The organism is uncultured Porphyromonas sp., from assembly GCF_938039215.1.
Lineage (GTDB): Bacteria > Bacteroidota > Bacteroidia > Bacteroidales > Porphyromonadaceae > Porphyromonas.
In genome coordinates this window covers 15295-39878 of sequence record NZ_CALHVI010000020.1, presented here as the reverse complement: position 1 = coordinate 39878, position 24584 = coordinate 15295, and the positions used below count along the sequence as shown (strand labels likewise).

The following is a 24584-nucleotide window of genomic DNA, read 5'->3' as shown; positions in this document are numbered from 1 at the left end:
TGATTGACGAGTCTGATAGCTATCATGACTATGTCATGGGATGCGCCCTCATACGGGCTCACCTCGGTGTTGACCCCGAGGCTCTAAATGAAGAGGACTGGGCGATATCTCTCGCCCAGTCCCTATGGATAGAAAAACGTAAAGAGGCTCAAATGCAGCGGGCTGTCGCCCTTGCCCTCGGAGGTGATGGCTAGTAAATAGATCGACGGCCATTCTCAGTCGTGGGCTTCTGCCACCAGCCGGAAAACGGCATTGTGATCAATACGTAGGCGAAATACCCTACTAAGAGGACAAAGCCAATCATCAGCAAGTAGCTGAATATTTGGATCAGGATCTGTGTCATAGTTGTACTCTTTTCTCACCCCTAAGGTAGTAAAATTCAATGGAAACAAACATCGAGGTCTCGTTTAACTCGAAAGGTGACTTGCTTGAGACGATCAAGAAGATCGAGTCCTCGTTCCAAGCTGTAGGGCAGAGGGTAGAGGAAACAAAAGAGCAGGTCGAGGAGACAAAGTCGGCATTTGAGCGTTTGTCGGCAGCTGCTATTAACTTCGACGGGCTACTCAGAGGCATCGAGCGTGTCACCCATAGCTTCAACGGACTCATTGCCCCAGGAGTGGCTCTGAACACCTCACTCACCGACCTGCAGGCGATTACTGGAGTCACAGGCGAAGAGCTTAGGCAGATTGAGAGCTACGCTCGAGAGACGGCGAAAGCTTTTGGGGTTGATGCTGCCGGGGCCGTGGAGTCTTATAAGCTGATACTTGGCCAGCTCTCCCCAGAGTTAGCTAAGACCCCCGAGGCTCTTAAGGCTATGGGGGAGCATGTTGCCACCCTATCCAAGCTAATGGGAGGTGATGCGGCAGCGGCTGCCGAGACGCTTAATACTGCGATGAACCAGTATGGAGTAGACTTGTCTGACCCTATACGGGCATCGGAGGAGATGGCTCGCATGATGCATGTCATGGCAGCTGCGGGGCAGGAGGGGTCTGCTGAACTCCCTCAGATTAAGGAGGCTCTGGAGCAGGCGGGGATGGCGGCTAAGGGGGCAGGTGTGAGCTTTGAAGAAGCCAACGCTGCGATACAGGTCTTGGATAAAGCGGGGAAGAAAGGCAGCGAAGGAGGTATAGCCTTACGCAATGTCCTTGCTACCCTGAGTCAAGGTCGCTTCCTGCCCAAGGATGTTCGGAAAGAACTTTCCGCAGCGGGTGTAAGTGTCACGGATCTAGCCGACAGAGGACGCTCCCTCAAGGAGCGCCTAGAGCTACTCAGACCCGTCATGGATGACGCAGCGCTCTTCAGCAAGCTCTTTGGCAAAGAAAACACGAACGCTGCCATGGCCCTTGTTGGGAGTGCCGACGAAGTGGAGCGCTATACAAATGCGATCCAGGATACTTCGTCGGCATCCGATCAGGCTTCTGTCGTCATGGAAGGCTTTGCTGAAAGGCAAGCACGCATAAGGCAGGCATTCGAGGATATCAAGATCGAGATCTTCAATAACCTTGGAGACTTCGCTATCTGGGGAGTTACGATCGGAGAGGCGATAGTCCCTATCATGGGGCTCATCCCTCTACTAACTGCTGTCGGCAATGGTGCTAAATATGCTTGGCGAGGGGTATCCTGGCTAGCAGGTGTTATCGGTAGATCATCACTCTGGTCTGGGTTCCTCAATTTCTTGTCACTTGCTAGAGTAAAGATGATCGGCTTTACTGTCTCGGTCTGGAAGGGAGTAGTTGCAGGGACAGCATTTATTGCACGCACAATCTGGTCAGGCATCCAGGGAATCGGCTATTATATCCTTTCGCTCATCACCGGAGGAACCGCACAGGTTACCTTTAGCGCTATGGCGGGTGTCGCCTTTTCTGCTTTCTCTACGGCTGTGACGACTGCTTGTACGGTCGTTAGTACAGCTATCTATTCTATCCCCCTCGTTGGGTGGATTGCCTTAGCCATTGCCGCTATAGCTGCTCTCGGGGTCTACTTTTGGAATACATCGGCCAAGTTTCGTGCTGTGCTTAAGGGGCTCTGGGCATCCTTCAAGACCGTTTTCTCAGGTATCTGGGATATGGCAAAGGAGGTCTTTACTGGGCTTGGCGAGTTGATTATATCCGCCCTCAGCTTTGACGGGGATGGTATCAACAATGCCCTCAGCAAGATGTCGGGGGCGATGAGCAAGTTCGGTGCGGACACGGCTAATGCCTTCCGCCAGGCGTATGATGAGGAGATGGCTCGGTCTGAAGCGGAGGAAAAAGCCAAGAGCAAGCAGAAGGAGGGCCAAGGGCAGGGAAGTGTACAGCTCGACAAAAGCCTCATCCAATTCATCGGTGACGGGGGGGATCCCCAGAGCAGTAAGCCTCAGCGACCAGATAAGCCATCCCAAGGGAGTAAGCCCACTGCCTCAGGTACAGTTAGCAATGGGGGCACGTACCTTACTAACAATGGGGCACCTACCTCCAGTGGTAAGACCTCAGGAGGGTCAGGTAAGATCCACAATGTCACAATCAACATAGGCAAGCTTGTAGAGTCTCTCACCATCCAGACAACTAACCTATCCACTGACCCGAGCGAGGTCAGGTCAATCATCGTCGAGACGCTCTTATCAGCGGTCAATGACGCTAACTTAGCCATCCAGTAGTATGCTACCAATCATTCAAGGTAACGATGCCATCATATCAGTCATCCTCCATCAGCAGGCTATCCAATTGGCTAGCTCTCCAGCTGATACCGCCATCGAGAGCCATAAGATAGACCTCTCTAGAGTAAAGGAGCTCTCTGTGCGACTTATTCCCTACATGCGCTGGGCCGAGGTCTCCCCCGAGTTTAGTATTCGGGATAACGTACTCGAAGTATCCTTCCCTGCCTCAAGCCAAAAGCCGGGCAAGTGGGATATCGAGATTAGCTACTTCACTCCATCTGATGACGGTGGCTATAAGCGTCAGCGGGTAAAACAAGACTTCGCCGAGGTGATCCCTGCTTATGAGCGAGCTCCAGGAGCAATGACATCGGCTTACATCGTTACCGCCGAGGTCTCGTCTATAATGCGAGGGGAGACTGGGCTCGACGCTTATCAGTCCGCCCTCGCTCGGGGTCTAGTAACATCTTACGAGGAGTGGGTCGAGTATATAAGAGGTCCTAAGGGGGATCCGGGTAATACTGGTAAGGATGCCTATGCCTATTATTTGGAGACCACAACAGACAGCCCTAAGCTATCTGAAGAGCAGTGGTCCAACTTCCACAACCACTACCTCAGTATACTCCACCGGATTATTCTCGGGGAAAACGTTCCGATGCAGGGACAAAAATCGACAGGTGACTATCTCTTGGAGCTACACACGACAATCGATAGGCTAGCATCAGCGCTACAGGCAAAGGACATAGACGTGAGGGAGCAGTCTGGCCTTGCTAGCTTTATCCCCAAAATCAAAGCGTACGAGCCTATGCATATTGTGCTGTTTAAGAAAACTCAACTGCATGGCTGGGTTCAGGAGTATTTAGGTCGTACTATAGAGGTGTACGCCGGCTGGGACAACCCAGATCTAGAGCATGCAATGTCCAATAGCCCGAATCTTAAGCGCATCCCTGATATAGTAGGGGTGGAAAGGACTATTAGCGTGAATTCGATGCTCATGAAATGCCCGGCGCTCCAGGGGGTGATCCGTTTGCCCAATTTGCCAAAAGCAATATCTGCTGAGAGTATGGCAAATGGGTGTAAATTGGTGGAAGAGGTAATCATTGGAGATATGCCCTCCTGCAAGTCAATAGTCACGATTACGTACGAATGCTTTGCAGTCAGGAATGTATATATTGGCGAATTACCAATCATCGAAAAAGCCGATTATGCGTTTGCATCGTGCCGTTCACTAGAGCGTGTGGTTTTTAGTGGGGGGATTGCTCCATCTAAATCTGCAGATAGTATGTTTAATGGCGATCGCTCTCTTATATCTATTGATGGAGTGGTAGATGTAAGTTCCATCGGTGGCTATATATCCATTCTTAGCGGTTGTGTGTCTCTTAAATCTGTTAAGATTAAGGGACTTGGCGATCACATAAACCTATCAACATGCGAAGCTCTGAGCGCCGAGTCTCTCCGGTACCTCATAGACAACGCCAAGGAGGTCACTGGGAAGATGATATTCCTCCCGAGAAAATTCTTCTCTGAGCGAAAGGAGGAGATGGAGACTATAGGCAGAGACGCAACGGCTAAGGGTTTTACAATTAATTATCAATAGATAAGGTATGAAAGAGATTATTGCTCCAGACGGACAGATGTGTGTGCATCGTAGACTACAGCAAGTTGCCTATATCATCCAGGCTCCTGATATTGAGGCTTCAGATTGGGAGCTCCTCCCCGAGGATGACGCTCTTTCCCTTGAGCAAGAGTGGCACCCTTCTCAAGATCCACCCATGACCGATAATCAACCCAAGTCTTATGACAGCGAAAGAACGAGCGGAGAAGCGTGACTTTGCCCGCCTCCTCTACTTACAAGGCGAGGAGCAGAAGACCATAGCTAAGCGGATCGGCATCTCTGAGGTGACGATAAGCAAGTGGGCTAATGAGGGAGGATGGCAAGAGCTACGAGCAGCGCAGAATATTACTCGCCCTGAGCTCGTCAATAAGATCCTACGCTCAATTGATCGCATTCTAGACAAGGCCCTCTCAAGTGATGAGGTTGATGCTGGTTTCGGCAAGCAACTCAAGAGCTTTAGTGATGCTATCAAGGCCATCGACAGCAAGGCCAATGTCGTCGATGTCATTGAGTCCTTCATTGCCTTTGGGCGCTGGATGGAGTATCGCATGACAATCGACTCGGAGGTCACACCAGAGCTCCTAAAGAAGATCACCCACTACCAAGACCTCTACATTGCCACGCTACTCGCTGAGGGTAGCAAGTAGTCCTCTCCTCTATGTCCACACTGCAAACCATCGTACCGACTGCCCTTAGCGCAGGCAAGGTCCTCCTCTATCGATTCCCTGATAAGCCGAAAGGATCAATCTCTTGGGAGCGAGGAGGGGAGGAGTATGTGCCGAGTCAAGTCGCCTTACCCATTACCGACCCATCCTATTGGGAGGGTAGATACACCCTCTGCCCACTACGTATTAGGGTAGAGGATGGGTCAACACTACTGCTCCAAGATGCCGTAGTCTCCCTCACCCGAACCAAGCAGATCACGACCACTCAAGTCGTAGGCTTAGAGGGTACTGTCAAGGAGTACATAAGCAATGGGGATTATGAGCTAAGTATCCAGGTTGGCATTCAGGGCACGGATGATGGCCACATTGCCGATATCTATCCTGAGGGTGCCCTGCGTGAGCTACGTCGCTACTTAGATGTCAATAAGGCCCTTCAAGTTCAGAGTGCCTTCCTCGATGTCTTTGAGGTCAACCGCATCGTCGTCAAGAGTTTCTCCCTAACGCAGGATACGGCAAGCAACTACCAAGAGCTATCCATCACTGCTCTATCTGACAATGAGTATAATGTCGTCAGTACAGATTACTAGCCTATGTATCGCCTAACAGCTAGAGTTGAGATCGATTCCGCCCGTAAGTGGGTTATCGACAAGCTGACTGCTTGCGAGATTCAGCGCAGCACTGATGAGCTGACCGATACCTGCAAGCTCACCCTACCCAAGCGTATGCTCTGGGATCACAAGGAGGGCGTACCCCTTCGTAGAGGAGATAAGGTGTGTGTCTACCTTGGCTATGACGATGATCTACAGCTGGCGTTTGTTGGGTATATCCGTGAGATCAGCGCCAAGACACCTATCGTCCTGGAGTGTGAGGATGAGATGTATCGACTCAAGACTACCCCAACCGTACCCAAGGCTTATCGATCTGCCACTCTGGAGCAGGTGCTAAAAGACCAAGGTATCACGTCTCCTCTACGAGTCATGGGAGAGCAGCACTTAGGAGCTTACCGCGTGAAGGCGGACAATGTAGCTAGCCTCCTTGGCCAGCTTAAGGAGCAAGGGATACGTAGCTTTTACCGCTACGAGGATGGGCAAGCAGTGCTCTATGCCGGAGTGCTCTTTGATCATCAGGTAGGTAAGGATGCTCGACAGGTCATAGCTTCCGGGGTTAATCTCATCAGCGACACTCAGCTCAAAGAGCAACATGCCGATGCTATACGTATCCATCTCAAGGCTGTATCGATCATGCCCGAGGGGCGAAAGGGGCGCAAGAAGCTAAAGATCGAGCTGGGCGACAAGGATGGGGAGCTACGTACCGTTACGACTTACAACAAGAGTGAGCCGGAGCTGCGCAAGTGGGCGGAGCAGGAGCTTCGCCGCCTAAAACGGGATGGTCTTACCGGTAGTCTCACCACATTCGGAGCTCGGCTTGTCGATAAACTTGATCACATTGGCATCCGCTTAGATGGCAAGCGGATGGGTGTCTATCAGGCACGCAAGGTAACCATCAAATATGGGGCTGAGGGCTTCCGTCAAGAGGTCACCTTAGGCTATAGAGTAGCAGAATAGTATGAGCCAAATAGCAAACATCGTCCGACAGCTCTCTGGGGCAAGCACCCATTACCTCAAAGCCTGCGAGGTTACTTCCGTAGATCAGACTGCTCGCACCGTGGACTGTCAACCCTTAGATGAATCAGCTCCCCTCTTGGCTTGTAACCTTCAAGGAGACCAGGAGGGTACGGATGGGATGACGCTCTTCCCTAAGGTCGGATCATTTGTGATCGTGGGTCTCGTCGATGGGGCGGACACTGGTGCAGTCCTCCTTGCTGATGAGTTAGATGGCATTGACATCAAGATAGGAGACCAATCACTCAAGATCACTCCCGAGGGCTTCATCTTCAATGGAGGTAAGTTGGGAGGCTTAGTCAACATAGATGGACTGACCGATCGGCTCAACGCCATTGAATCTGATCTTAATTCACTTAAGCAGGCTCTGGCAAGGTGGTCACCGGTGCCTAATGATGGTGGTGCAGCACTTAAGGGGGCTATAGCCTCTTGGTCAAGCACAAGGCTACGAGCGAGCAAGCCAAGCGACTATGAGGATGCTAACGTCAAACATTAATAATAGATACACTGATGCTGGGGATCGTACTTTCATCCGATACGGGAGACCTTGATTTGAGCACAGGTCGCATGCAACTTGGTCAAGTTCAGGCGCAGACCGCTTCTTTCCTTCTCCTTGGTTCCCCAGGGACCTTCGGAGAGTGGCCACGGCTTGGCCTGCGAGCTTACCGCAAGCTTGGAGGGCAACCAGATCCTATGTTCCCAACTGAGGCGGCTAAGCAGATGCGCTTTTGCCTCCTTCCCGTCGATAGGGTCAGCTTAACCAATGATGGCTACCTAATCTCATTCACCGACTAAACGACTACACTATGGCACGAAATATTGCAGACATCAGGCGATTGATGACAGAGGCTTTCGGAGCAAATGAGGATGTTGTTAAGGCTTATGGTCTAACTCCCGGTAAGACTTATGATGAACAGTTCTCCAAAGTTTCCATCGAGAGCCTCCTCTTCTGGTCTTTTTCCGCTGGCATTGCTAAGCTAGAGACAATCTACGACGACCACCGGAAAGAGGTGATAGACCTCATAGCCGCATCGGAGCCTCACACGCTGTTTTGGTACTCCAATCGTGCTAAGTCTTACCTGCATGGGTTTAGTCTCAAGCCCTATTCGGATGAGTTCGATACAGCTGGAGCTAGTGATGATGATCTAGCTAGAGCTCATATTGTACGCTACGCTGTAGCTAGCGAGTATCAAGACACCGTCTATCTCAAGGTCGCTGGGGTAGATGAGACAGGAGCACCAGTGGTCCTATCCGAGAGTGTGCTCAGTGGCATTAGGTCATATATTGCCCAAATCAAGGATGCGGGAGTAGCTGTGCGTGTCATTTCAGCACCTGGTGACGATCTTGATTTGAGCCTAGAGATATACATGCAGCCATCTCTTCTGCTTGACTCAGGTCTTCCATCTCAGGATAGGCAGAGGGAGATACGCAAGGTCGTAGAGCGCAACACCACATCATTACCATTCGATGGGGTGTTTAGACCCTCTGATCTGGTCGTAGCTCTTTCACGAGTCGCAGGAGTTGAGTCAAGCGTAGTCACATCGGCATCATCCTCCGCCTCTGGGGAGGATGATTGGAAGGAATTTACAGGCTTCCACCGCCCGTCGTCTGGGTATTATAAGATCAGGTCGCTCTCCATTGCCTACAAGCCATATGAGCCGTTCAATTCAATCTAACAATACTAGCATGGTTGACTGGAGCGATGTCCTTAAGGATGCTCTGCCCTTCTTCTTACGCAAGCCTCTTATCTTGGCTCTGCTCGGCGCAGCATCAGCTCCTCTACGGCAGTTGCATGCCAGATCACTGCAGGATCTCGAGCAAGACCGATATAAGCTCAAGCATAACGGACAAGTTTGCTCGCTACTGGGGATGCTCGAGGAGCAATATCCGTCCTCTCTGGGTATCCATTATCGCATTGAAGACTTGACTCCAACGGGTAGAGTGCCATTTGCAGTGACAGAGTCAGCCTCGGGCACCCCTGTGCCCATCGCTCTCCCTCCATCGGAGACATCATTGATCACAAGATCGGAAAGAGACGGAGCAGACTCGACGAGCTTCTTGGTGTGCATCCCCCAAGACGTATTCGACTCCAAACTGTCCGAGGTTCAATGGCTGATCAATAGATATAAGTTGCCAACCAAGCATCCTCAATACGTCTCGATTAATCGATAATTAATCCCCTTTCAAACATGAACCGAGCAAACTACACTACAGCAACTAATAGCGCTGGGAAGTCGGGGCAGTATCCCCTGTCAACAGAGACTCTGTCTTTCATCCAAGGACAGATACTCCAGCTCCAGGAGTTGGTGGGGATCATTGACGGGCCAAAGTCAAATCGCCCCATAATTGTCAAGTCCCCAACAAAAACGGAGACTGGGTCGCTTCTCTATAGAGGCGAGATCCTCGAGGTCGCAACCCTGACTATTGACATACAAGCTGGTAAGGACTACAGCGTGGTCATACGTGAGACAGCCTCTGATATCAAAGTCCAGGGCGATGTATATAAGGGAGCACGTACCATAAGGGTCGCCCATGTAATGCCCCTTGGTTCATCGGGTAGCATTGGCACAGTACAGTCCCGTTCGGCCGGTGTCGTACACACGGCTGACACGGCTAATCTTTACGAGCTCTCTCGTAAGTCCTATACCATGTATGCTGATGCGTCTAGTCGGGCAGTTCTTACGGGCACTCAAGTCCCACCTTTGGGGAGCATGATCCTGCTCTCAGGTCAGCTCAATGGATACCAAGACAGCCAGCTACCACTACCTAAGACGCAACTTGTAGGGGCGACACTCACAGCTAACCGCCTTGCCAACGGGGATGCAGAGGAGATCGGTTTTGTACAAGAGCTCGTGACTTCTGAGGGGATTCGCCTCGCCCGTAGAGTGATCAGTAAGCCTACGCCATCGCTGCAGGCGCATGATTGGTCTTCTACGCCCGGGCAAGTGATTGGTATCCTTAGTTTAGAGTTCACATCGTCTCCAGGAGACCTAGCTAACCCGTCTGCATTGTATAAGATGGGTGTGTTTGTCACAGCTCCTTCTCGCATTCAAGGTGGCTCTGTTCACTTTGACATCAGCCATAAGTTCGCACGTGATGTCATCGTGTACACATCAACCAATGACTTTGAGATTGGAGGTTCGCTAGGCAATGCTTCCACGTCTGTTACCTATAACAGAGATCGAGACGTAACTCACATTACTATCACGACAGGATCTCCAAGAGATAGCTTACTCAGGCCGTTCAATATCCTCGTGTTTTCCGCCTAGTAGGCATAATGCAATTGGCAGCATCAATGGTTAGACCAGATGCTGCCAATTAATTTACGGAGGTTTTCTACCTCATTTCGTTTTCCTCCGTCACTACATTTCGTTTTCCTCCGTCACTACATTTCGTTTTCCCGATTATATGTGCGCACGAAAATAAATTTCCGCATATGCGGAAATAAATTTTCTTATATACGGAAATTTTACCCCTCCCAAAACCCGCTGGGAATGCGGGTGCTGAGGAGGGGTAGATTGACAGGCAAAGGGAATAGTCCGCTTGGGGGTGTGACAGCCCCCTTTCTTAGGGCCGAAGGAGGAGAACAGAGGGAGGCGATAAGGACGAAGAGCGCGAGCACAGGGGGACGGGAGATAAAAAAAGGAAGCTCGCCCCGAGGGACAAGCTTCCTTCTTTGAGAGAGAAATTAATGTGGGGAAGGGACGGAGACGGCTTAGCGTGCGTAGACGATCGCAGATGCGACTTCGTCCGCCTTGGCCTTGCCTCGGAGCTCTTCGATTATCGCAAGCGCAAAGTCAAAGGTGTAACCTGCGGCCTTGGCCGTGATGATGTTCCCACTCTTGACCACGGGAGCCGACGAGACGGTCGCCCCTTGTAGGTTGCCTTCGAAGCCTGGGTAAGCAATGGCTTCCTTGCCTTCGAGCAAGCCCGCCTTGCCGAAGACCGAGGGTGCAGCGCAGATGGCCGCAAGGAGCTTGCCGTCGTGGCTCACCTCGTGGATGAGCTGTGAGAGACGCTGAGAACCTTCGAGGTTAGTCACCCCAGGAAGTCCGCCCGGCAAGACCAAGGCGATAGCGTCGGCGCTGTACACTTCGCTGATGGAGAGATCCGCCTCGATGGCGACCCCGTGAGCCCCCCGTACGTGAGGCTCGATCCCGACAGCGACAATGTGCGTGGACAAACCAGCACGACGAAGGAGGTCGATTGTCCCAATGGCCTCCATCTCTTCAAAGCCTTCTGCGAGGAAGACGTACACATTCTGAGACATAGGGATACGGATAAGTAGATGGTGATGAGCCTAAGCTCGTATCTTGAAGTGGTAGGTGATGGTCCCTTCCTGTTCGTCCGAGCCGGGGACGGCGTTAAAGCGCGTCTTGCGGGCCGCCTCCAAGGCTGCTTGGCGGACAGTAGGGTCTGCGATATTGGTGCCGGGGGCGATGGTGGCACGAATTACTGAGCCGCTCCCATCGACGATGATCCGCACACGAACATTCCCCTCGACAGCACGCTGCACCTGGGGAGCTACAAGAGCGCCGCCGTTGCTGATGATCTTGCGCCCTGCAAGAGCATAGCTCGAAGGACTCCCGTTGGGGTCGCCTTGGTTGCCAGCGCCCGAAGCCGCTGTGCCTTGGCTCCCCGATTGGCCCGCCTGCTTGCCGAAGGCTCCAGCCACCGAATTGCCAATCTGCTGGCTCTGCGCCCGACGCTGAGCAGCAAGCGCTTCGGCAGCCCGCTGCGCAGCTTCGGCCTTGGCCTTGGCTTGGCGCTCAGCTTCCGCCCGACGGGCAGCCTCGAGCTGAAGGCTCTTCTCATGCTGCTGCGTCTGAAGGGGCTGATCCGCCACTCGGGTGCGAGCACGCTTCGGAGTCGTCTCGGGCAGCGTCATCGCAGGCTGGGCAGGCTGAGGCGAAGGCTTCGGCGGCGCTTGCACCTCGGGGGCAGGCTCCGTGACATCCGGCGTGCCCCCAGGCTCAACGGTCCCCGAAGCGGAGGCGACATTCCCCACGTTCACAGCGATGAGTACCTCCGTCGGCTTGGGCACGGGACGCTCAGAGCTTAACTTCAGCACCCAAAGGAGCAGAAGTAGCCCGACGTGGAAGAGCACTGCCGAAGCGATGGCGATCGCTTGACGCTGAGGAGCTGATGGTTCGATCTGCGCCATGACTTACAGAGCTGGGGTAGGATCGGTCTCCGCCCGTGTGGCCAAGACGACCTTGAGGGAAGCTCGCGCGGCAGCGTTGATCACTGCGACGACTTCCTTGTAGGGGACTTGCTCATCCGCTTGGATCGAGACGAAGGTCTCGGGATGCTCAGCGGCGAAGATGCCTAGCTGCTCCCGAAGAGCTTCCTGCGTCAGTTCGACAGGTGCGCTGCGGTCAATAGACATATAGTAGCGCAGGTCGGGAGTCAGCGTGATCCGCACCGAAGGAGTCTCCGGTGCCGACTGAGGAGCAGAGCTGGGAAGGGTGACCTTGATCGTATTGGGCACGATGATCGTGCTGGTCACGAGGAAGAAGATCAGAAGCAGGAAGATGACATCCGTCATCGATGCCATGCTAAAAGTATCGGCGATTTTGGTCTTGCGCTTAAGTGCCATACGACTTCAACGATAAGTGGGAGAGCGGAGCGCCTAGTGCACTTCGTTGAGCATGTCCATGAACTCCATCGTCTTGGCCTCCATCTTGCCTCCGACCTTATCCAGCTCAGCGACGAGGTAGTTGTAAGCGAAGAGGGCGATGATCCCGACGATGAGCCCCCCGACGGTGGTGACAAGAGCTTCGTAGATCCCATTGGAGAGCAGGGCAACGTCCACCCCGCCCGAGCCAGCGTTAGCCATATCATAGAAGGCACGGACCATCCCCGTCACCGTCCCAAGGAAGCCAATCATAGGCGCACCAGCAGCGACAGTAGCCAGAAGAGGAAGGCCCTTCTCAAGGCGACCAATCTCGATATTCCCAACGTTCTCTACGATGACCAGTACATCCGACATCGGACGGCCAATGCGTGTAAGCCCCTTGCGGATCATGCGAGCGTAGGGCGTATTCGTGTCTTCACAGAGCTTGATTGCGGAGGGAGTCTTGCCCTCGAGGACATAGTCCTTGATGCGCTCGACGAAGTACTTATCCTCACGTCCAGCAGCACGGAGCTGAAGATACTTAGAGACGAAGATATAGACCCCGAGGAGTGATAGCGCTAGGAGGACAATCATGATCCATCCGCCCTTGGTGGCTAGGTCAAGGATCGAAAGAGAAGCTTGAGGTGCTGTATCAGCCAAAGTCTGGGCTAGAGAAGCCGTTGCAGTAGTATCCACGTGTTTTGTTATCGATAATTAATGGTTGTTGATATGCTAGTCTTGGTGAAGGCACGAGCGGTAGCGCCGTATCGTCTCTTCCAGCCCGAGGTAGAGGGCATCGGAGATGAGGGCATGCCCGATAGATACCTCCGAAAGGCGAGGGATCGAGGAAGAGAAGAAGGCGAGGTTCTCAAGGCTGAGGTCATGCCCAGCGTTGAGCTCCAGCCCGAGGCTAAGGGCATGCTCGGCCGCTTGGACGAAGGGAGCGATCGCCCGCTCTCGGTCTTCGGCATAGAGGGCGGCATAGGGCTCGGTATAGAGCTCGACACGGTCCGTGCCAATAGCTGCTGCTTCTTCGAGGTTCCTAAGATCAGTACCGACGAAGATCGAGGTACGGATGCCCCACTCCTTCAGCTGAGTGAGGATCTCGGTGAGGAAGGAGCGGTTTGTAGCGACATCCCAGCCTGCACTACTCGTCAGAGCATCGGGCGCGTCGGGGACCAAGGTCACCTGATGCGGGCGCACTCGTCCTACGAGCTCCATGAAGGAGGGGATAGGATTCCCCTCGATATTGAATTCTGTCGAGAGAACCTGCTTCAGGTCGTAGACATCTTGGTAGCGTATGTGGCGCTCGTCTGGTCGGGGATGTACCGTGATCCCCTGTGCTCCGAAGCGCTCACAGTCGAGGGCTACTTGGACAAGGTTGGGGACATTCCCTCCACGAGCATTGCGTAGAGTGGCGATCTTATTTACATTGACACTCAGTTGAGTCATACGTCGATCTTTTATACATTTGTACCTAGGAGTATAAATATACACCTAATGATGCAAAGGTAAGTTTATTTGACCTACCTACGATAACTAACGCAGGTCTACACCGCTATATGTATAAGATTGCGCTCATCGCCTCGCCTAATCTAGCCGCTCATGCCGAGCCCCTCACCCAGCTTCTCTCCCTTCTCGATCGCCCTGATGTCAGCCTCTGGTGTGACCGAGCGTTTCGTCAGACGCTCGCTGAGGACTTCGGTCTTCACCCCAAGATAGCGGGCTACATCCCTTCAGACTTCAGTCCTCTGGATATGGACTTCGTCATCAGTCTCGGGGGCGATGGTACGCTCCTCAGGGCGGCACGTAGAGTCTTCGCCGAAGGCACACCGATCCTCGGGCTCAACATGGGACGCTTGGGCTTCCTCAACGATCGTAGTATCCAAGAGGCGCTACCGCTGATCGAGCGACTCTTCGAAGGGAACTACACGACGGAGGAACGTATGCTCCTCTCCGTCGAAGTCGATGGGACGCACTACGGAGAAGTGCTCAATGACATCGCTCTCCTCAAGCGTGAGACAGGCTCTATGATCACGCTTCACACTCGTCTGGAGGGGAAGGAGCTCGCCAACTACGAGTGTGACGGTCTGGTGATCTCTACGCCCTCGGGATCGACGGCCTATTCGCTCAGCGCCTACGGCCCCTTGATGATGCCCCAGACGCGCGCCATGCTCATCACTCCGATCGCTCCGCATTCGCTCACGATGCGTCCGCTGGTACTCCCCGAGGAGCAGACGATCGAACTCACCGTATCGGCTCGTAACAATACCTTCCTCATCGTACTAGACGGGCAGACGAAGATCCTCCCCTGCGGTGTAGGTATCCGCATACGTAAGTCGATGAATACGCTTCGCCTGCTGCATCTGGACGACTACTCCTTCACCGACACCCTGCGCAAGAAGCTCCTCTGGGCAGCTCCGGTCCGAGAGTAGGAGCCTCGAGCAGGCATCCCCCTAAAGCGACTCCGCCCCAGAGTCTGTCCTAGTGACAGCTCTGGGGCGGAGTCTTTGGTATGAAGCACCCCCAGCTAGGGGCGTTCGTAAGTCTTAGCGACGGATACCGAGTTCCTTGATGATCGCACGATAGCGCTCGATGTCTACCTTCTGGAGGTAGTCGAGCATGCGACGACGCTTACCGATGATCATCTTAAGCGCACGCTGCGTGCTGTAGTCCTTCTTGTTCTTCTGAAGGTGACCCGTCAGATGAGCGATACGGAAGGTGAAGAGGGCAATCTGGCTTTCAGGGCTACCCGTGTCCGTAGAGGACTTACCATACTTTTCGAAGAGCTCGGTCTTCTTAGCTGAATCTAAATACATACGTTGTATTGTGGATAGTGAAACAAAATACCGCCGTCGTCAGCTCGTCTCACCGCCTTCTCCCTAGAGGGGGAAGTCAGGAGCAGTCAGACGACGTTCGGATCGTGAGCGCAAAGATACAAAGAATTAGCGAGTTGGCCTCTAGTGCCTCTCCTCGGATGAGAAGATGGCGGGAGAAGAGTAGACGCTCTGGAGGGGGCTTGTATCAAGAGCCTGCCCCCGAGTGCTAGCCAAGAAGCCGTCTCGCCTAGAGGAAGGCGGGGCTCACACGTGGTGAGCCCCTACCCTATCCTAGAGCGTGTAGTCGAGCCCAATCGAGAAGATCTGATTCTTGCGCGAATAGACCTCCTTGGCAGGGAGCGTGATCCCGAGAGCGGGCTGAGAAGCGTATGCCTTGACCTCCTTCGTGTGATCCTTGTAGTCAGAGATCATGTAGGCAAGGTTGAGCTGGATCTCCTTCGTCAGGTGCAGCCCTACGCCTAACCCGTAGGAGGTAGAACTCATATCGAAGTGGATGTTGCTCTGGTAAGCATCACTCACCCCCTTGCGTGTCAGCTGGACACCACCACTTACGTCGAGCCAAGAGAGCGCATTCCATTCGAGACCGAAGAGGTATTCGTTGGTGTCATGCTCGAGCGACTTCTGCTTGTCGCCAGCCATACGGGCATCCTTCTCGAAGAAGTGATTGTAGCTGACAGCAGCCGTAAGTGTGGGGAGGACACGATAAGAAGCACCGAGGCCGAGGACGGCAGGGAGGTCATTGGCCACACGTGCACCGTCTGCGAACTGGCTCATACCCGAGTCATTGGCCTTGGTCTTGTTCTTCACCTCGATAGCCGTACGGAATTCATAGCGAGCACCGATATTGAGGCCTTCGTAGTTGAAGTTCAACCCGAGGATAGGAGCAAGCCCTAGACCCGTCTGCTTGACTTCGATATGCTTGTCGGTAGAGTTCTTTGCCAGCAGAGCGGGGACACCGAGCAAGGGCTGTACCTTCTGCTTGACGGCATCGGGCAGACCATTGATCATAGGCTTAGCCGCCTCGATCCCAGCAGCGATGGCACCGAAGTAGAGAGGTGCGCTGTGCATCGCTCCATCTTCTCCACTGACCTTGATATCACGGATGTAGCCCGAGTAGGTATTGTAGGCATAGTTCAGACGAGCCCCTAGGTACGCACTCAGATGAGCATTGATCTTGTAGCTAGCTCCCAGCTGTAGCCCGAGGACATACTGCAGGCCTTCGAGCTGGCTGTCTACGCTGTACTTGTTAGCCGCCTTGAGGGGATTGAGCACACGGGATAGCCCGAGCTTTGCCATCGGAGGAAGGACATCATCGGGGAGGTTAGCGAGGCCAGAAGCCTGCTGAGCGATCGCCTGCGTGATGGTAGGGATCATCGCTACCCCCGACTCGAACTGAGGGAGACCGCTGGTGAAGCTAGCCTTACCCCCGCCACCGAAGACACCTGCTACGGCAGAGAAGGCCCAGTCGCCACGCTTGTAGGAGGCCATGAGGGTAGGCACGATAGGAGCCATAGCCTTCCCCTCGAAGTGCTTCGTAGCGCTTCCTCCGCCGTAAGCGAAGGGAGCGAAGGTGGCCTCTATGTCTCTGCGCTGGAGGACAGTCTGGCTATTAATCGAGAAGCGCCAGCCGTCGGGCGTGAAGACGAGCCCTGCGGGGTTGTAGTAAGTAGCGTCGATAGCGAGCGAGGCATTACGAGCCAGACTACGCAGATAGAGCGCATGGAGGCTCGTATTGTTCAGCAGGCCACCTGCTTGGGCTGCCGTAAGAGAAGTGAGGGCAAGAAGCCCAGTAAGTAGATTTCTTTTCATTACTATCTAGGATAAAGGATGCCTCTCTGCCCCTATGGAGCGCCTAGAGAGGCAAACAAAGATAGACAAATCTGCACACTTTCCTCAATCCTGTGCAAAGCCCATTCACTTTCCCAGCCTTCCTCCTCTCCCGAGCCGATACAAAAGGCAAGGGGTCTCTCGTAGTGCGCACTACGAAAGACCCCTTGCAGAGTCAATTTCCGAAGAGTAGCTCTTAGCCTACGTATTCGTCAGATACGGTGAGCTTAGCACGACCCTTAGCACGGCGTGCAGCGAGTACACGACGACCATTGGCAGAAGCCATGCGAGCACGGAAGCCGTGCTTGTTCTTTCTCTTACGGTTCGATGGTTGGAACGTTCTTTTCATCTCGGTTGTCTAATATATTTATTGCTTACTATTTCCTGATGGTCTGCATTTTGAGCCACAAAGATAGGCATTTTTATCTAACCTGAGCTAGCAGTCGCTCTATGAGGATGGGGAAGGCATAAGCTCCCCGCTCGCTCTCAGGGATAAGGAGATAGTCGAGCGAAGGATCTACCCCCGAGGCTTCGATGAGGAAGAGTGTGGCGTAGATCTGGCGATGGGAGAGGCGATGTGCGTGCTTCGAGAGGGGGGTACTATGGAAGCGTGGAGCCTCGAGCCCCGAGAGAAGTCGGCGGAAGCTCGCCTCTTCGGTGAGGGTCTCGACCTCTATCCCCTCTTCACCCGTCTCTACGAGTGGAAGCTCATAGAGCCCCTGCCAGATATCCCCCGCTCCACGGCGATGGATCAAGAGATGCGACCTGCCCGCCTCATCGGTGATCCTGACGAGGAAGTAGTACATGTAGCGGGGGAGCACCTTAGTCTTCCCCTGCTTGATCGGTAGCTGCTCTTCGATACCCGAGCGATGTGCTAGACAATAGGGCTCCAGCGGACACTCCGAGCAGTGTGGCCGACGGGGAAGACAGCAGAGGGCACCAAGCTCTATGAGGCCTTGGTTGTGTCGCCCTGGGTGTGCCCTATCGAGGAGAGCCTCGGCCACAGCCCAGTAGAGACGCTGCCCCGTCGTGGTATCGATCGGAGCTGAGAGGGCGAAGAGACGACTGAGCACCCGATAGACATTGCCATCAACTGTCGGATAAGGGAGATCGTAGGCAAAGGAGAGGATAGCCCCTCGGGTGTAAGGACCGACCCCTGGCAATCGGCTGAGCTCCTCAAGGGTACGAGGGATCTCGCCCCCAAAGTCTGAGACGATGATCTCGGCTGCTCGGCGCAGGTTGCGCCCTCGGGAGTAGTAGCCGAGGCCCTGCCAGAGCAGGAGCACCTCATCCTCCGATGCCGCCGCCAGATCTTCGACACGAGGGAAACGCTCGGTGAAGCGGAAGTAGTAGCTCATCCCTTGGTCTACCCGTGTCTGCTGGAGAATGATCTCGGAGAGCAGGACGTGGTAGGCAGAGACATCCTCTCGCCAAGGCAAGGGGCGGGCATGCTCATCGTACCATGCGCCTAGGCGGCTCTGGATCTCTCGGGTATGGGGCATAGGCGGGAGCGCCTCGGCAGTAGTCCTCTTCATCGGGCACAAAGATACGCTATAGCATCGTAGCCCCTGCATCGCTGGGATGCAGGGGCTACGTCTATTATAAGTATAGAGGAAGGAGCGAGGGCGCTACTTCGTCTCTGCCTTGAGCACTTCGACAGCCTTAGCGAGCTGGGTATCGATGCCCTGAAGCACCTTATTCGGATCAAGGGGCACGACGACATCAGGCTCCATCTGGGTATTCTCCAGATAGCGACCATCCTTGAGGCGGAAGCCTACGGCAGGGATCCCGAAGTAGACACTGGGATCGAGGAGCGTCACCCAGTTCACGCTGGTCATCGTCCCTGCTACGGGCATCCCGACGACCTTACCGACCTTGAGATGCTGGTAGACCCAGGGCGTACCATGCGCATTGCTGTAGTCGGCTTCGCAGGTCACGAGGACAGAGGGGCGGTTCCAGCGACGGGAAGACATCTCCGAATACTGGCGGCCTCGGACGACCTGATCAGCATAGTGGGTACCGGTGAAGAAGGCTTCGATATCCTCATGCAGGCGACCACCTCCATTGTAGCGAATATCGATGACGATCCCCTTCTTCTGGTAGTACTTGCCGAGGACATCCGAGTAGACGGTACGGAAGCTGGGGTCACCCATGGATGGGATATGTACGTAGCCCAGTTCTCCGCCAGAGATACGCTCGACTTCGGCGGCACGCTGCTTGACCCAGCGCTGATAGAGTAGGCGTGAGAGCTCGGAGGAGGAGATGGGTCGGATGACTTCGTCGTGCTGCTCCCCTGCTGGAGTGCGGAAGGAGACGAGTAGACGCTTACCGACCTTGTCATTGAGCAGAGGGAAGTAATCCTGCCCCTCACGAAGCTCTACCCCCTCGAGGGCAGTGATCATACAGCCCTTCTGGAGCTTGGTGCGAGAGGTGTCGAAGGGCCCGCCTGCTACGATCTCATCGACGAGGAGAGCGCCAGAGCCCTTCACTGGAGAGAGGAAGAGACCGAGCTCTGCTGTCGGGAAGGCCGAAGAGGAGCTACGGGCACGGGCTCCCGTATGGGAGACGTTGAGCTCACCCAGCAGTTCGCTGAGCATCTCAGCGAAGTCCTGATTGTTGTCGATATAGGGGAGGAAGGTACGGTAGTGATCCGTCAGTTGCTTCCAGTTCACCCCGTGCATATCCTTGCGGTAGAAGCGAGCGGCCTCCTCACGAACGACTTCTTCGTACATGACTTCACGCTCCTTGACTCGGTCGATATGACGGCGGCCCGCCATGGTGATGGCCTTGGTAGCGTCGGTCTTGGGATCAAGGGTCATGGGCGACCCCCCTAGGATGAAGAGCTTCGTCCCCTTCTTGTCGGAGGCGAAGAAGGGATCAGAGAGGCCAAGTGCCTTCTGAAGTTTGGAGGTCTTCTTGCGCATATCATAGACCCAGAGGTCTTGCCCTGCGTCGGAGGGAGCGAAGTAGTAGAGCTTCTTGTCGTCGGCAGTGAGGATCACGTCGCCATAGTCTGAGGAGTTCTGCGTCAGACGCACCGTGCGCATGTCGATGTTGTCCCACTCGATGACGAGCTTCTTGCTCTTAGCTTCCGCCGAGCCTGTGGCTGGGCTCTTATCCTTCGACTTAGTGGTGTCGGCCTTAGCCTTCTTCTCTGCTTCCTCCAGGAGGGCAAGGTCTTCGTCGTTCATGCGGTACTTCTCGTAGGCCTCACGATTGAGGAAGATCGCCATGAGGTCGGTCATAGAGCCCCAAGAGGCGTGGTTGCGCATGCCGTACTTATCCGTCTCATACAGGAGGATGCTCCCGTCGCTAGACCAGCGGGGATTGCTGCTGAAGTAGCCACTGTTCGTCAGGTTGTGTATGGGCTGGCCTCCCTCGGCAGTGACGATACCGATGTCGGTATAGGGAGCACGATTGCGAGAGACATAGCAGACGGCGATCCACTTACCATCGGGCGACCAGACGTAGTCGCTCAGCGACTGCTTGCCGTCAGTGATCTGGCGAGTCTGGCGGGTCTTGAGGTTGTAGACCATGAGACGCTCTCTGTCTAGGAGGAAGGCGACCTCATTGCCGTCGGGAGAGAAGAGGGGGTACATCTTCTCACCCTTGAGCGAAGGGATGAGCTTCTCTTCCTTGATGGCATGAGCATTGGGGAAGTTAGGGTCTTCGCTACGCCCTAGCTTGGCTAGATAGAGATCCCAAGTACCGTCCTGACTGCTTGCATAGACCACACTCTTATTATCCGCCCCGAAGGTCACCCCACGATTGGCCTCAGAGCCATGGGTGATCTGACGGGTCGTCGTGTAGTCCGTCGCCGTGACGAAGACATCCCCACGAGAAGTGAAGGCTACCTGCTTGCCATCGGGAGAGACGGCTGCCGAACCTAAGGATCGGCTCATCGTCAGATGCAGCTGTTCGTCCTCGGGGTAGTCCTTGGTGATGCGGATGGGTACACGTTGCTCCCGAGCTCCAGGGACGAGGGTATAGATCTCGCCTGCATAGCCGAAGCAGAGGAGCCCATCCAGCGAAGAGGAGAGGAAGCGGACGGGGTCGCCCGAGAGCTTCGTCAAGGGCTGAGCCTCGGTATTGGGTCCCGTGAGGCTTCCCTCGTAGACATTCATCGAGCCTCCGCCTCGCTCACTGAGGAAGTAGAAGCTCTTGCCCGTAGGTGCATAGACGGGATCTCGGTCTTCGCCGTCATGGCGAGCGACGAAGCGGTAGGTCTTCTTATCTAGATCGTACTCGAGGAGATCGAGGGAGGAGGAAGAGGTGTGGTGCTTGCGCCACTCGTTCTCAAACGTCTTCACCTCCTGATAGAGGATACGGCGACCATCACGGCTGAAGCAGACGGCCTCGGCAGGAGTCGCTAGGATCTGCTCGGGACGACCACCCGTGATGGGTACACGATAGAGCTCAGAGAGGAAGGAGTTAGGGAAGAGTGCCGAGGAGGCGGGGTCTTGTATGTGCGCCTTGAAGACGAGATACCGCCCGTCGGGAGTGAAGCTCTGAGGGATCTCCGTCCCCGAGTGCGTCGTCAGCTGGCGAGCACTTCCCCCCGTGGCTGACATGATGTAGATATTAGTGCCCAGCATATTGCGATCAGAGGTGAAGGCGATCTGCTTGCCATCGGGAGACCAGACCGGATGGCACTCATAGGCAGAGCCCGAGGTGAGGCGACGAGCCTCGCCCCCCGAGGTGGGCACGGTGTAGATATCCCCTTGGTAGGCGAAGGCGATCGTCTTGCCGTCGGGGGAGATCGCTGGATAGCGAAGCCATAGAGGACGCTCCTGAGCTACAGCCGAGAGCGTAGCAGAGAGGAGAAGCGCACCATAGAGTAGAGGTTTCTTGAGATCCATTGGTTTATTAAGTTTGGAGATGTGTCTATTTACTCTTGGTTCAAAGGTACGACAATTGGGGGGAAGGGGCGATACCCTCGTTCGCAATGCGAGGGCGAGTGCTTCAGACCAGCTCCGCAGCCCAACTAGGGGCACCAGTAGCGCCTCCCGTGAAGCACTACTGCTTCCTCCCCAGAGGCGCTACTGGAAGTCCGATGGAGGTGGTAGGGGCACGGGGCTTCCCCCTCCCCTCCTCCGTCCATGCAAGCACGGTAGAGAGACGAAGGAGCAAGCCCTTCTCCCCCCGAGCCAAACAAAATTACCCCGCCCAATGCAGGAGCGAAAAGCCCTCAGAATCGGGGCTAGCAGAGCTATAAAGGAGTTAGGATTGCACGATTTTGCAAGAAATGTGTACTTTTGCCCGTATTTGTAACGCTCGGCAGGAGGACATTTTCCCCCACAGCTGAGCCCTAAGTAATATAGGAGAACGAGGGGCATCATCACCTCATGATGCTGACACCCTCCCCTAGCTCCGCCCTGACGATCACACCAGAGGGTCGTCCTAGGCACTCTGCCTAGCGAGGGTGAGCTCTTGACAGATAACGAATGAACTTACTAGAGCAGAAATTAGCATGCTATACCGAGCCCCAGAAGGCTCAAGCAGCTGGGATCTATCCCTACTTCCGAAAGATAGAGAGTGACCAGGACACCGTGGTGACGATCGATGGCCGTAAGGTCTTGATGTTCGGATCCAACTCGTACCTCGGTCTGACGAATCACCCCGAAGTCAAGGCTGCGGCTATAGCTGCGGTAGAGAAGTACGGCACGGGCTGTGCCGGTAGTCGCTTCCTCAACGGTACACTGGACACACACATCGCCTTGGAGAAGGCACTAGCGGAGTTCGCAGGCAAGGAAGATGCGATCATCTTCTCCACGGGCTTCCAAGTCAACCTAGGGACGATCTCGTGCCTCCTAGGGCGTGAAGACTACATCATCTGGGATGCCCTCAATCATGCCTCCATCATCGAAGGCATTCGCCTCTCTCCAGCTAAGAGTCTCCGCTACAAGCACAACGACATGGCCGCTCTAGAGCGTCGCCTCCAGCAGTGCGACCCCGAGCGTATCAAGCTCATCGTCGTCGACGGAGTCTTCAGCATGGAGGGTGATCTCTGCAAGCTCCCCGAGATCGTCAAGCTCGCTGAGAAGTACGGAGCCTCGGTCATGGTAGACGAAGCCCACGGCTTCGGCGTACTCGGAGACCACGGTCGTGGGGTCTGCAATCACTTTGGTCTGACGGACCATGTAGACCTCATCATGGGTACCTTCAGCAAGAGCTTCGCTTCCATCGGAGGCTTCATCGCCGGTAGCAAGACCACTATCAACTACATCCGACATCAAGCACGCTCCTACATCTTCAGCGCTAGCTGCACGCCCGCAGCTACAGCAGCCGCTCACAAATCGCTCGAGATCATGCTCCGCGAACCCGAGCGTGTCATCGCCCTGCAGGAGAAGACGGCCTACTGCCTCGACCGCTTCCGCAAACTCGGCTTCGAGATCGGGAATACGGCTACGCCTATCGTACCGCTCTTCATCCGAGACAACGAGAAGACCTTCCGTGTGACGGCAATGCTCTTCGAAGAGGGTGTCTTCGTCAATCCCGTCGTAGCACCAGCAGTAGCACCAGAGGATACGCTCATCCGCTTCTCTCTGATGGCTACCCATACCTACGAGCAGCTCGACGAAGCGATCACTAAGATCCACAAGGTCTTCCAGGCTCTGGATCTTCCCCTAGAGCCTCGCCCATAGGCCTAGCGCTCCTCCAAAGAGATCCCTAATTATGACTACAACGGGTATCCTATCTCATAAAAAGGTAGGATACCCGTTAAGCATATAGATATACCCTCTATAGATCCTCTTGTATGACTGCTCTCCGCTTCACTCACTCCTCTCTGTCGCTCCTACTGACCAGCCTGCTCCTTCTGGCGACTAGCTGTCGTACCACTCGTGAGGGGGGACAATCCTCTGAGGAGGGGGCTCAGATGGCAGAAGGGTCTGTCGTCAGCTATTCAGCCGACTATTCGGACGTAGCTCTACCAGCACACACCTACCGCCTCACCCTCCCGCATGTCAGCCCGCTGGAGGACTTCCGTGTAGAGCTCTTGCCCGCCCTCCCTAACAGCGATCCCACGCATACCAGCATCGATGGGCGCTTCATCACGGGTGAACCGATCGGAGAATTCTCATCCTTCCGCTACCGCCAGGGCGAGGGCATTGTCACCCTCTTCGACAAGCCCATCGAGGGGCTAGACGCTAAGCCTTATATCTTCGGTGAACCGCTCCTTCTTCCCTTCCGAGGCAACAAGGAGATCGCCGTCACCACCAACGACTCCATCCAGGTAGCCTACCGCTACTGGAGAGCCATGGGCAAGCCCGTACTACTCTCCCCCGACGCACCCTCAAAGAAGGCCTCCCAGAAGAAGGGCTACGTCCTCTACACCATCACTGCCCCCGAGCGACACAAAGGCGATAGCCCTGACTACTACATCGAGCTCATCCCCAGCCGACGCATGAAGGTAGACTGCAACATCCATGTACTGAACGGGAAGTTCGAGCTCGACATGGAAGCCGAAGGACTCAACCTGCCCTACATCTTCAAGAGTGACGGCAAGACGATGTCCACCCGCATGGGTTGCCCCGATGACCGCCTTGAGGAGAAGCTCATCCGTCACATGGGGCTCGTCGTCCTACGCAATGCAGGTGAGTCCGTGATGGTCTACATTCCTCAAGGCTTCTCGCTCCTCTGTCGCTTCTACCACCCCGACGGCAAGCGCAGCCTCCTAGGCAGCACCGCTACCTCAGAGCAGGCGACTTCGACCCCTGCGGCCATCACCCACTAGCTCACACCCCTAGTCCTCTCGCTTCCCAAGC

Annotated in this window: 22 protein-coding genes; 12 read left to right on the top strand and 10 right to left on the bottom strand. The window is 54.8% G+C overall.

Annotated elements, in window-relative coordinates:
• The first annotated feature begins 382 nt into the window (after positions 1 to 382).
• From Q0336_RS02560 to Q0336_RS02520, 9 genes are read left to right on the top strand one after another with little or no spacing between them, the layout of a single operon-like run.
• On the top strand, positions 383 to 2635 hold the full coding sequence (locus Q0336_RS02560) for a phage tail tape measure protein (RefSeq protein ID WP_298525296.1): 2253 nt from the start codon (positions 383 to 385) through the stop codon (positions 2633 to 2635).
• Position 2636: 1 nt separating this feature from the next.
• The gene (locus tag Q0336_RS02555) at positions 2637 to 4229 is read left to right on the top strand and encodes a hypothetical protein (RefSeq protein ID WP_298525293.1); all 1593 of its coding nucleotides are present in this window, start codon (positions 2637 to 2639) and stop codon (positions 4227 to 4229) included.
• A gap of 7 nt (positions 4230 to 4236) precedes the next feature.
• Complete coding sequence (locus tag Q0336_RS02550; RefSeq protein ID WP_298525290.1) at positions 4237 to 4461, top strand: hypothetical protein; 225 nt, start codon at positions 4237 to 4239, stop codon at positions 4459 to 4461.
• Complete coding sequence (locus Q0336_RS02545) at positions 4430 to 4894, top strand: terminase (protein ID WP_298525287.1); 465 nt, start codon at positions 4430 to 4432, stop codon at positions 4892 to 4894. Before Q0336_RS02550 ends, Q0336_RS02545 begins: the two co-directional genes overlap by 32 nt.
• Before the next feature lie 11 nt (positions 4895 to 4905).
• Complete coding sequence (locus tag Q0336_RS02540; protein WP_298525283.1) at positions 4906 to 5499, top strand: DUF6046 domain-containing protein; 594 nt, start codon at positions 4906 to 4908, stop codon at positions 5497 to 5499.
• 3 nt (positions 5500 to 5502) lie between these two features.
• Positions 5503 to 6477, top strand: a complete 975-nt coding sequence (locus Q0336_RS02535; RefSeq protein ID WP_298525280.1) for a hypothetical protein — start codon at positions 5503 to 5505, stop codon at positions 6475 to 6477.
• Position 6478: 1 nt separating this feature from the next.
• Positions 6479 to 7030 carry a hypothetical protein gene (locus Q0336_RS02530; RefSeq protein ID WP_298525277.1) on the top strand — a complete coding sequence of 184 codons (552 nt, stop codon included), beginning with the start codon at positions 6479 to 6481 and terminating at the stop codon, positions 7028 to 7030.
• Between the two features lie 14 nt (positions 7031 to 7044).
• Positions 7045 to 7329 carry a hypothetical protein gene (locus Q0336_RS02525; RefSeq protein WP_298525274.1) on the top strand — a complete coding sequence of 95 codons (285 nt, stop codon included), beginning with the start codon at positions 7045 to 7047 and terminating at the stop codon, positions 7327 to 7329.
• Between the two features lie 11 nt (positions 7330 to 7340).
• Positions 7341 to 8210: a hypothetical protein gene (locus tag Q0336_RS02520; protein WP_298525271.1), complete on the top strand. Its 870-nt coding sequence runs from the start codon at positions 7341 to 7343 to the stop codon at positions 8208 to 8210.
• Between the two features lie 2039 nt (positions 8211 to 10249).
• On the opposite strand, the gene Q0336_RS02515 is transcribed toward Q0336_RS02520, so the two are convergent.
• Genes Q0336_RS02515 through Q0336_RS02495 form a run of 5 tightly spaced genes read right to left on the bottom strand, consistent with a single transcriptional unit; the run spans position 10250 to position 13603 of the window.
• Entirely contained in the window at positions 10250 to 10804 is a 555-nt protein-coding gene (locus tag Q0336_RS02515) for a DJ-1 family glyoxalase III (RefSeq protein WP_298525268.1), read from the bottom strand.
• 30 nt (positions 10805 to 10834) lie between these two features.
• Complete coding sequence (locus Q0336_RS02510) at positions 10835 to 11698, bottom strand: energy transducer TonB (protein WP_298525265.1); 864 nt, start codon at positions 11696 to 11698, stop codon at positions 10835 to 10837.
• A 3-nt stretch (positions 11699 to 11701) separates the two neighbouring features.
• Complete coding sequence (locus Q0336_RS02505; protein ID WP_298525263.1) at positions 11702 to 12133, bottom strand: biopolymer transporter ExbD; 432 nt, start codon at positions 12131 to 12133, stop codon at positions 11702 to 11704.
• Between the two features lie 33 nt (positions 12134 to 12166).
• The gene (locus Q0336_RS02500) at positions 12167 to 12847 is read right to left on the bottom strand and encodes a MotA/TolQ/ExbB proton channel family protein (protein ID WP_298525260.1); all 681 of its coding nucleotides are present in this window, start codon (positions 12845 to 12847) and stop codon (positions 12167 to 12169) included.
• A gap of 36 nt (positions 12848 to 12883) precedes the next feature.
• Positions 12884 to 13603 carry a pyridoxine 5'-phosphate synthase gene (locus Q0336_RS02495; protein ID WP_298525258.1) on the bottom strand — a complete coding sequence of 240 codons (720 nt, stop codon included), beginning with the start codon at positions 13601 to 13603 and terminating at the stop codon, positions 12884 to 12886.
• Between the two features lie 110 nt (positions 13604 to 13713).
• Here Q0336_RS02495 and Q0336_RS02490 point away from each other — a divergent pair, with 110 nt between their 5' ends.
• The gene (locus Q0336_RS02490; RefSeq protein WP_298525256.1) at positions 13714 to 14586 is read left to right on the top strand and encodes an NAD(+)/NADH kinase; all 873 of its coding nucleotides are present in this window, start codon (positions 13714 to 13716) and stop codon (positions 14584 to 14586) included.
• Positions 14587 to 14700: 114 nt separating this feature from the next.
• On the opposite strand, the gene rpsO is transcribed toward Q0336_RS02490, so the two are convergent.
• From rpsO to Q0336_RS02465, 5 genes are all read right to left on the bottom strand, one after another.
• Positions 14701 to 14970 (bottom strand): 30S ribosomal protein S15, encoded by a 270-nt coding sequence (gene rpsO, locus Q0336_RS02485; protein ID WP_021667960.1) that lies wholly within the window; start codon positions 14968 to 14970, stop codon positions 14701 to 14703.
• A 291-nt stretch (positions 14971 to 15261) separates the two neighbouring features.
• Positions 15262 to 16800 carry a FadL protein gene (locus tag Q0336_RS02480; RefSeq protein WP_298525253.1) on the bottom strand — a complete coding sequence of 513 codons (1539 nt, stop codon included), beginning with the start codon at positions 16798 to 16800 and terminating at the stop codon, positions 15262 to 15264.
• Between the two features lie 214 nt (positions 16801 to 17014).
• Entirely contained in the window at positions 17015 to 17167 is a 153-nt protein-coding gene (gene rpmH / locus Q0336_RS02475; RefSeq protein WP_021667957.1) for a 50S ribosomal protein L34, read from the bottom strand.
• A gap of 73 nt (positions 17168 to 17240) precedes the next feature.
• Positions 17241 to 18353, bottom strand: coding sequence for an A/G-specific adenine glycosylase (gene mutY / locus Q0336_RS02470; RefSeq protein ID WP_298525250.1), 1113 nt, complete (start codon positions 18351 to 18353; stop codon positions 17241 to 17243).
• 93 nt (positions 18354 to 18446) lie between these two features.
• The gene (locus Q0336_RS02465; protein WP_298525248.1) at positions 18447 to 21677 is read right to left on the bottom strand and encodes a S41 family peptidase; all 3231 of its coding nucleotides are present in this window, start codon (positions 21675 to 21677) and stop codon (positions 18447 to 18449) included.
• A 585-nt stretch (positions 21678 to 22262) separates the two neighbouring features.
• Between Q0336_RS02465 and Q0336_RS02460 the strand changes: the two genes are divergently transcribed.
• Together Q0336_RS02460 and Q0336_RS02455 are read left to right on the top strand one after the other, a co-directional pair.
• On the top strand, positions 22263 to 23462 hold the full coding sequence (locus tag Q0336_RS02460) for an aminotransferase class I/II-fold pyridoxal phosphate-dependent enzyme (RefSeq protein ID WP_298525246.1): 1200 nt from the start codon (positions 22263 to 22265) through the stop codon (positions 23460 to 23462).
• A gap of 113 nt (positions 23463 to 23575) precedes the next feature.
• Positions 23576 to 24553, top strand: coding sequence for an ecotin family protein (locus Q0336_RS02455; RefSeq protein WP_298525243.1), 978 nt, complete (start codon positions 23576 to 23578; stop codon positions 24551 to 24553).
• Positions 24554 to 24584 lie beyond the last annotated feature (31 nt).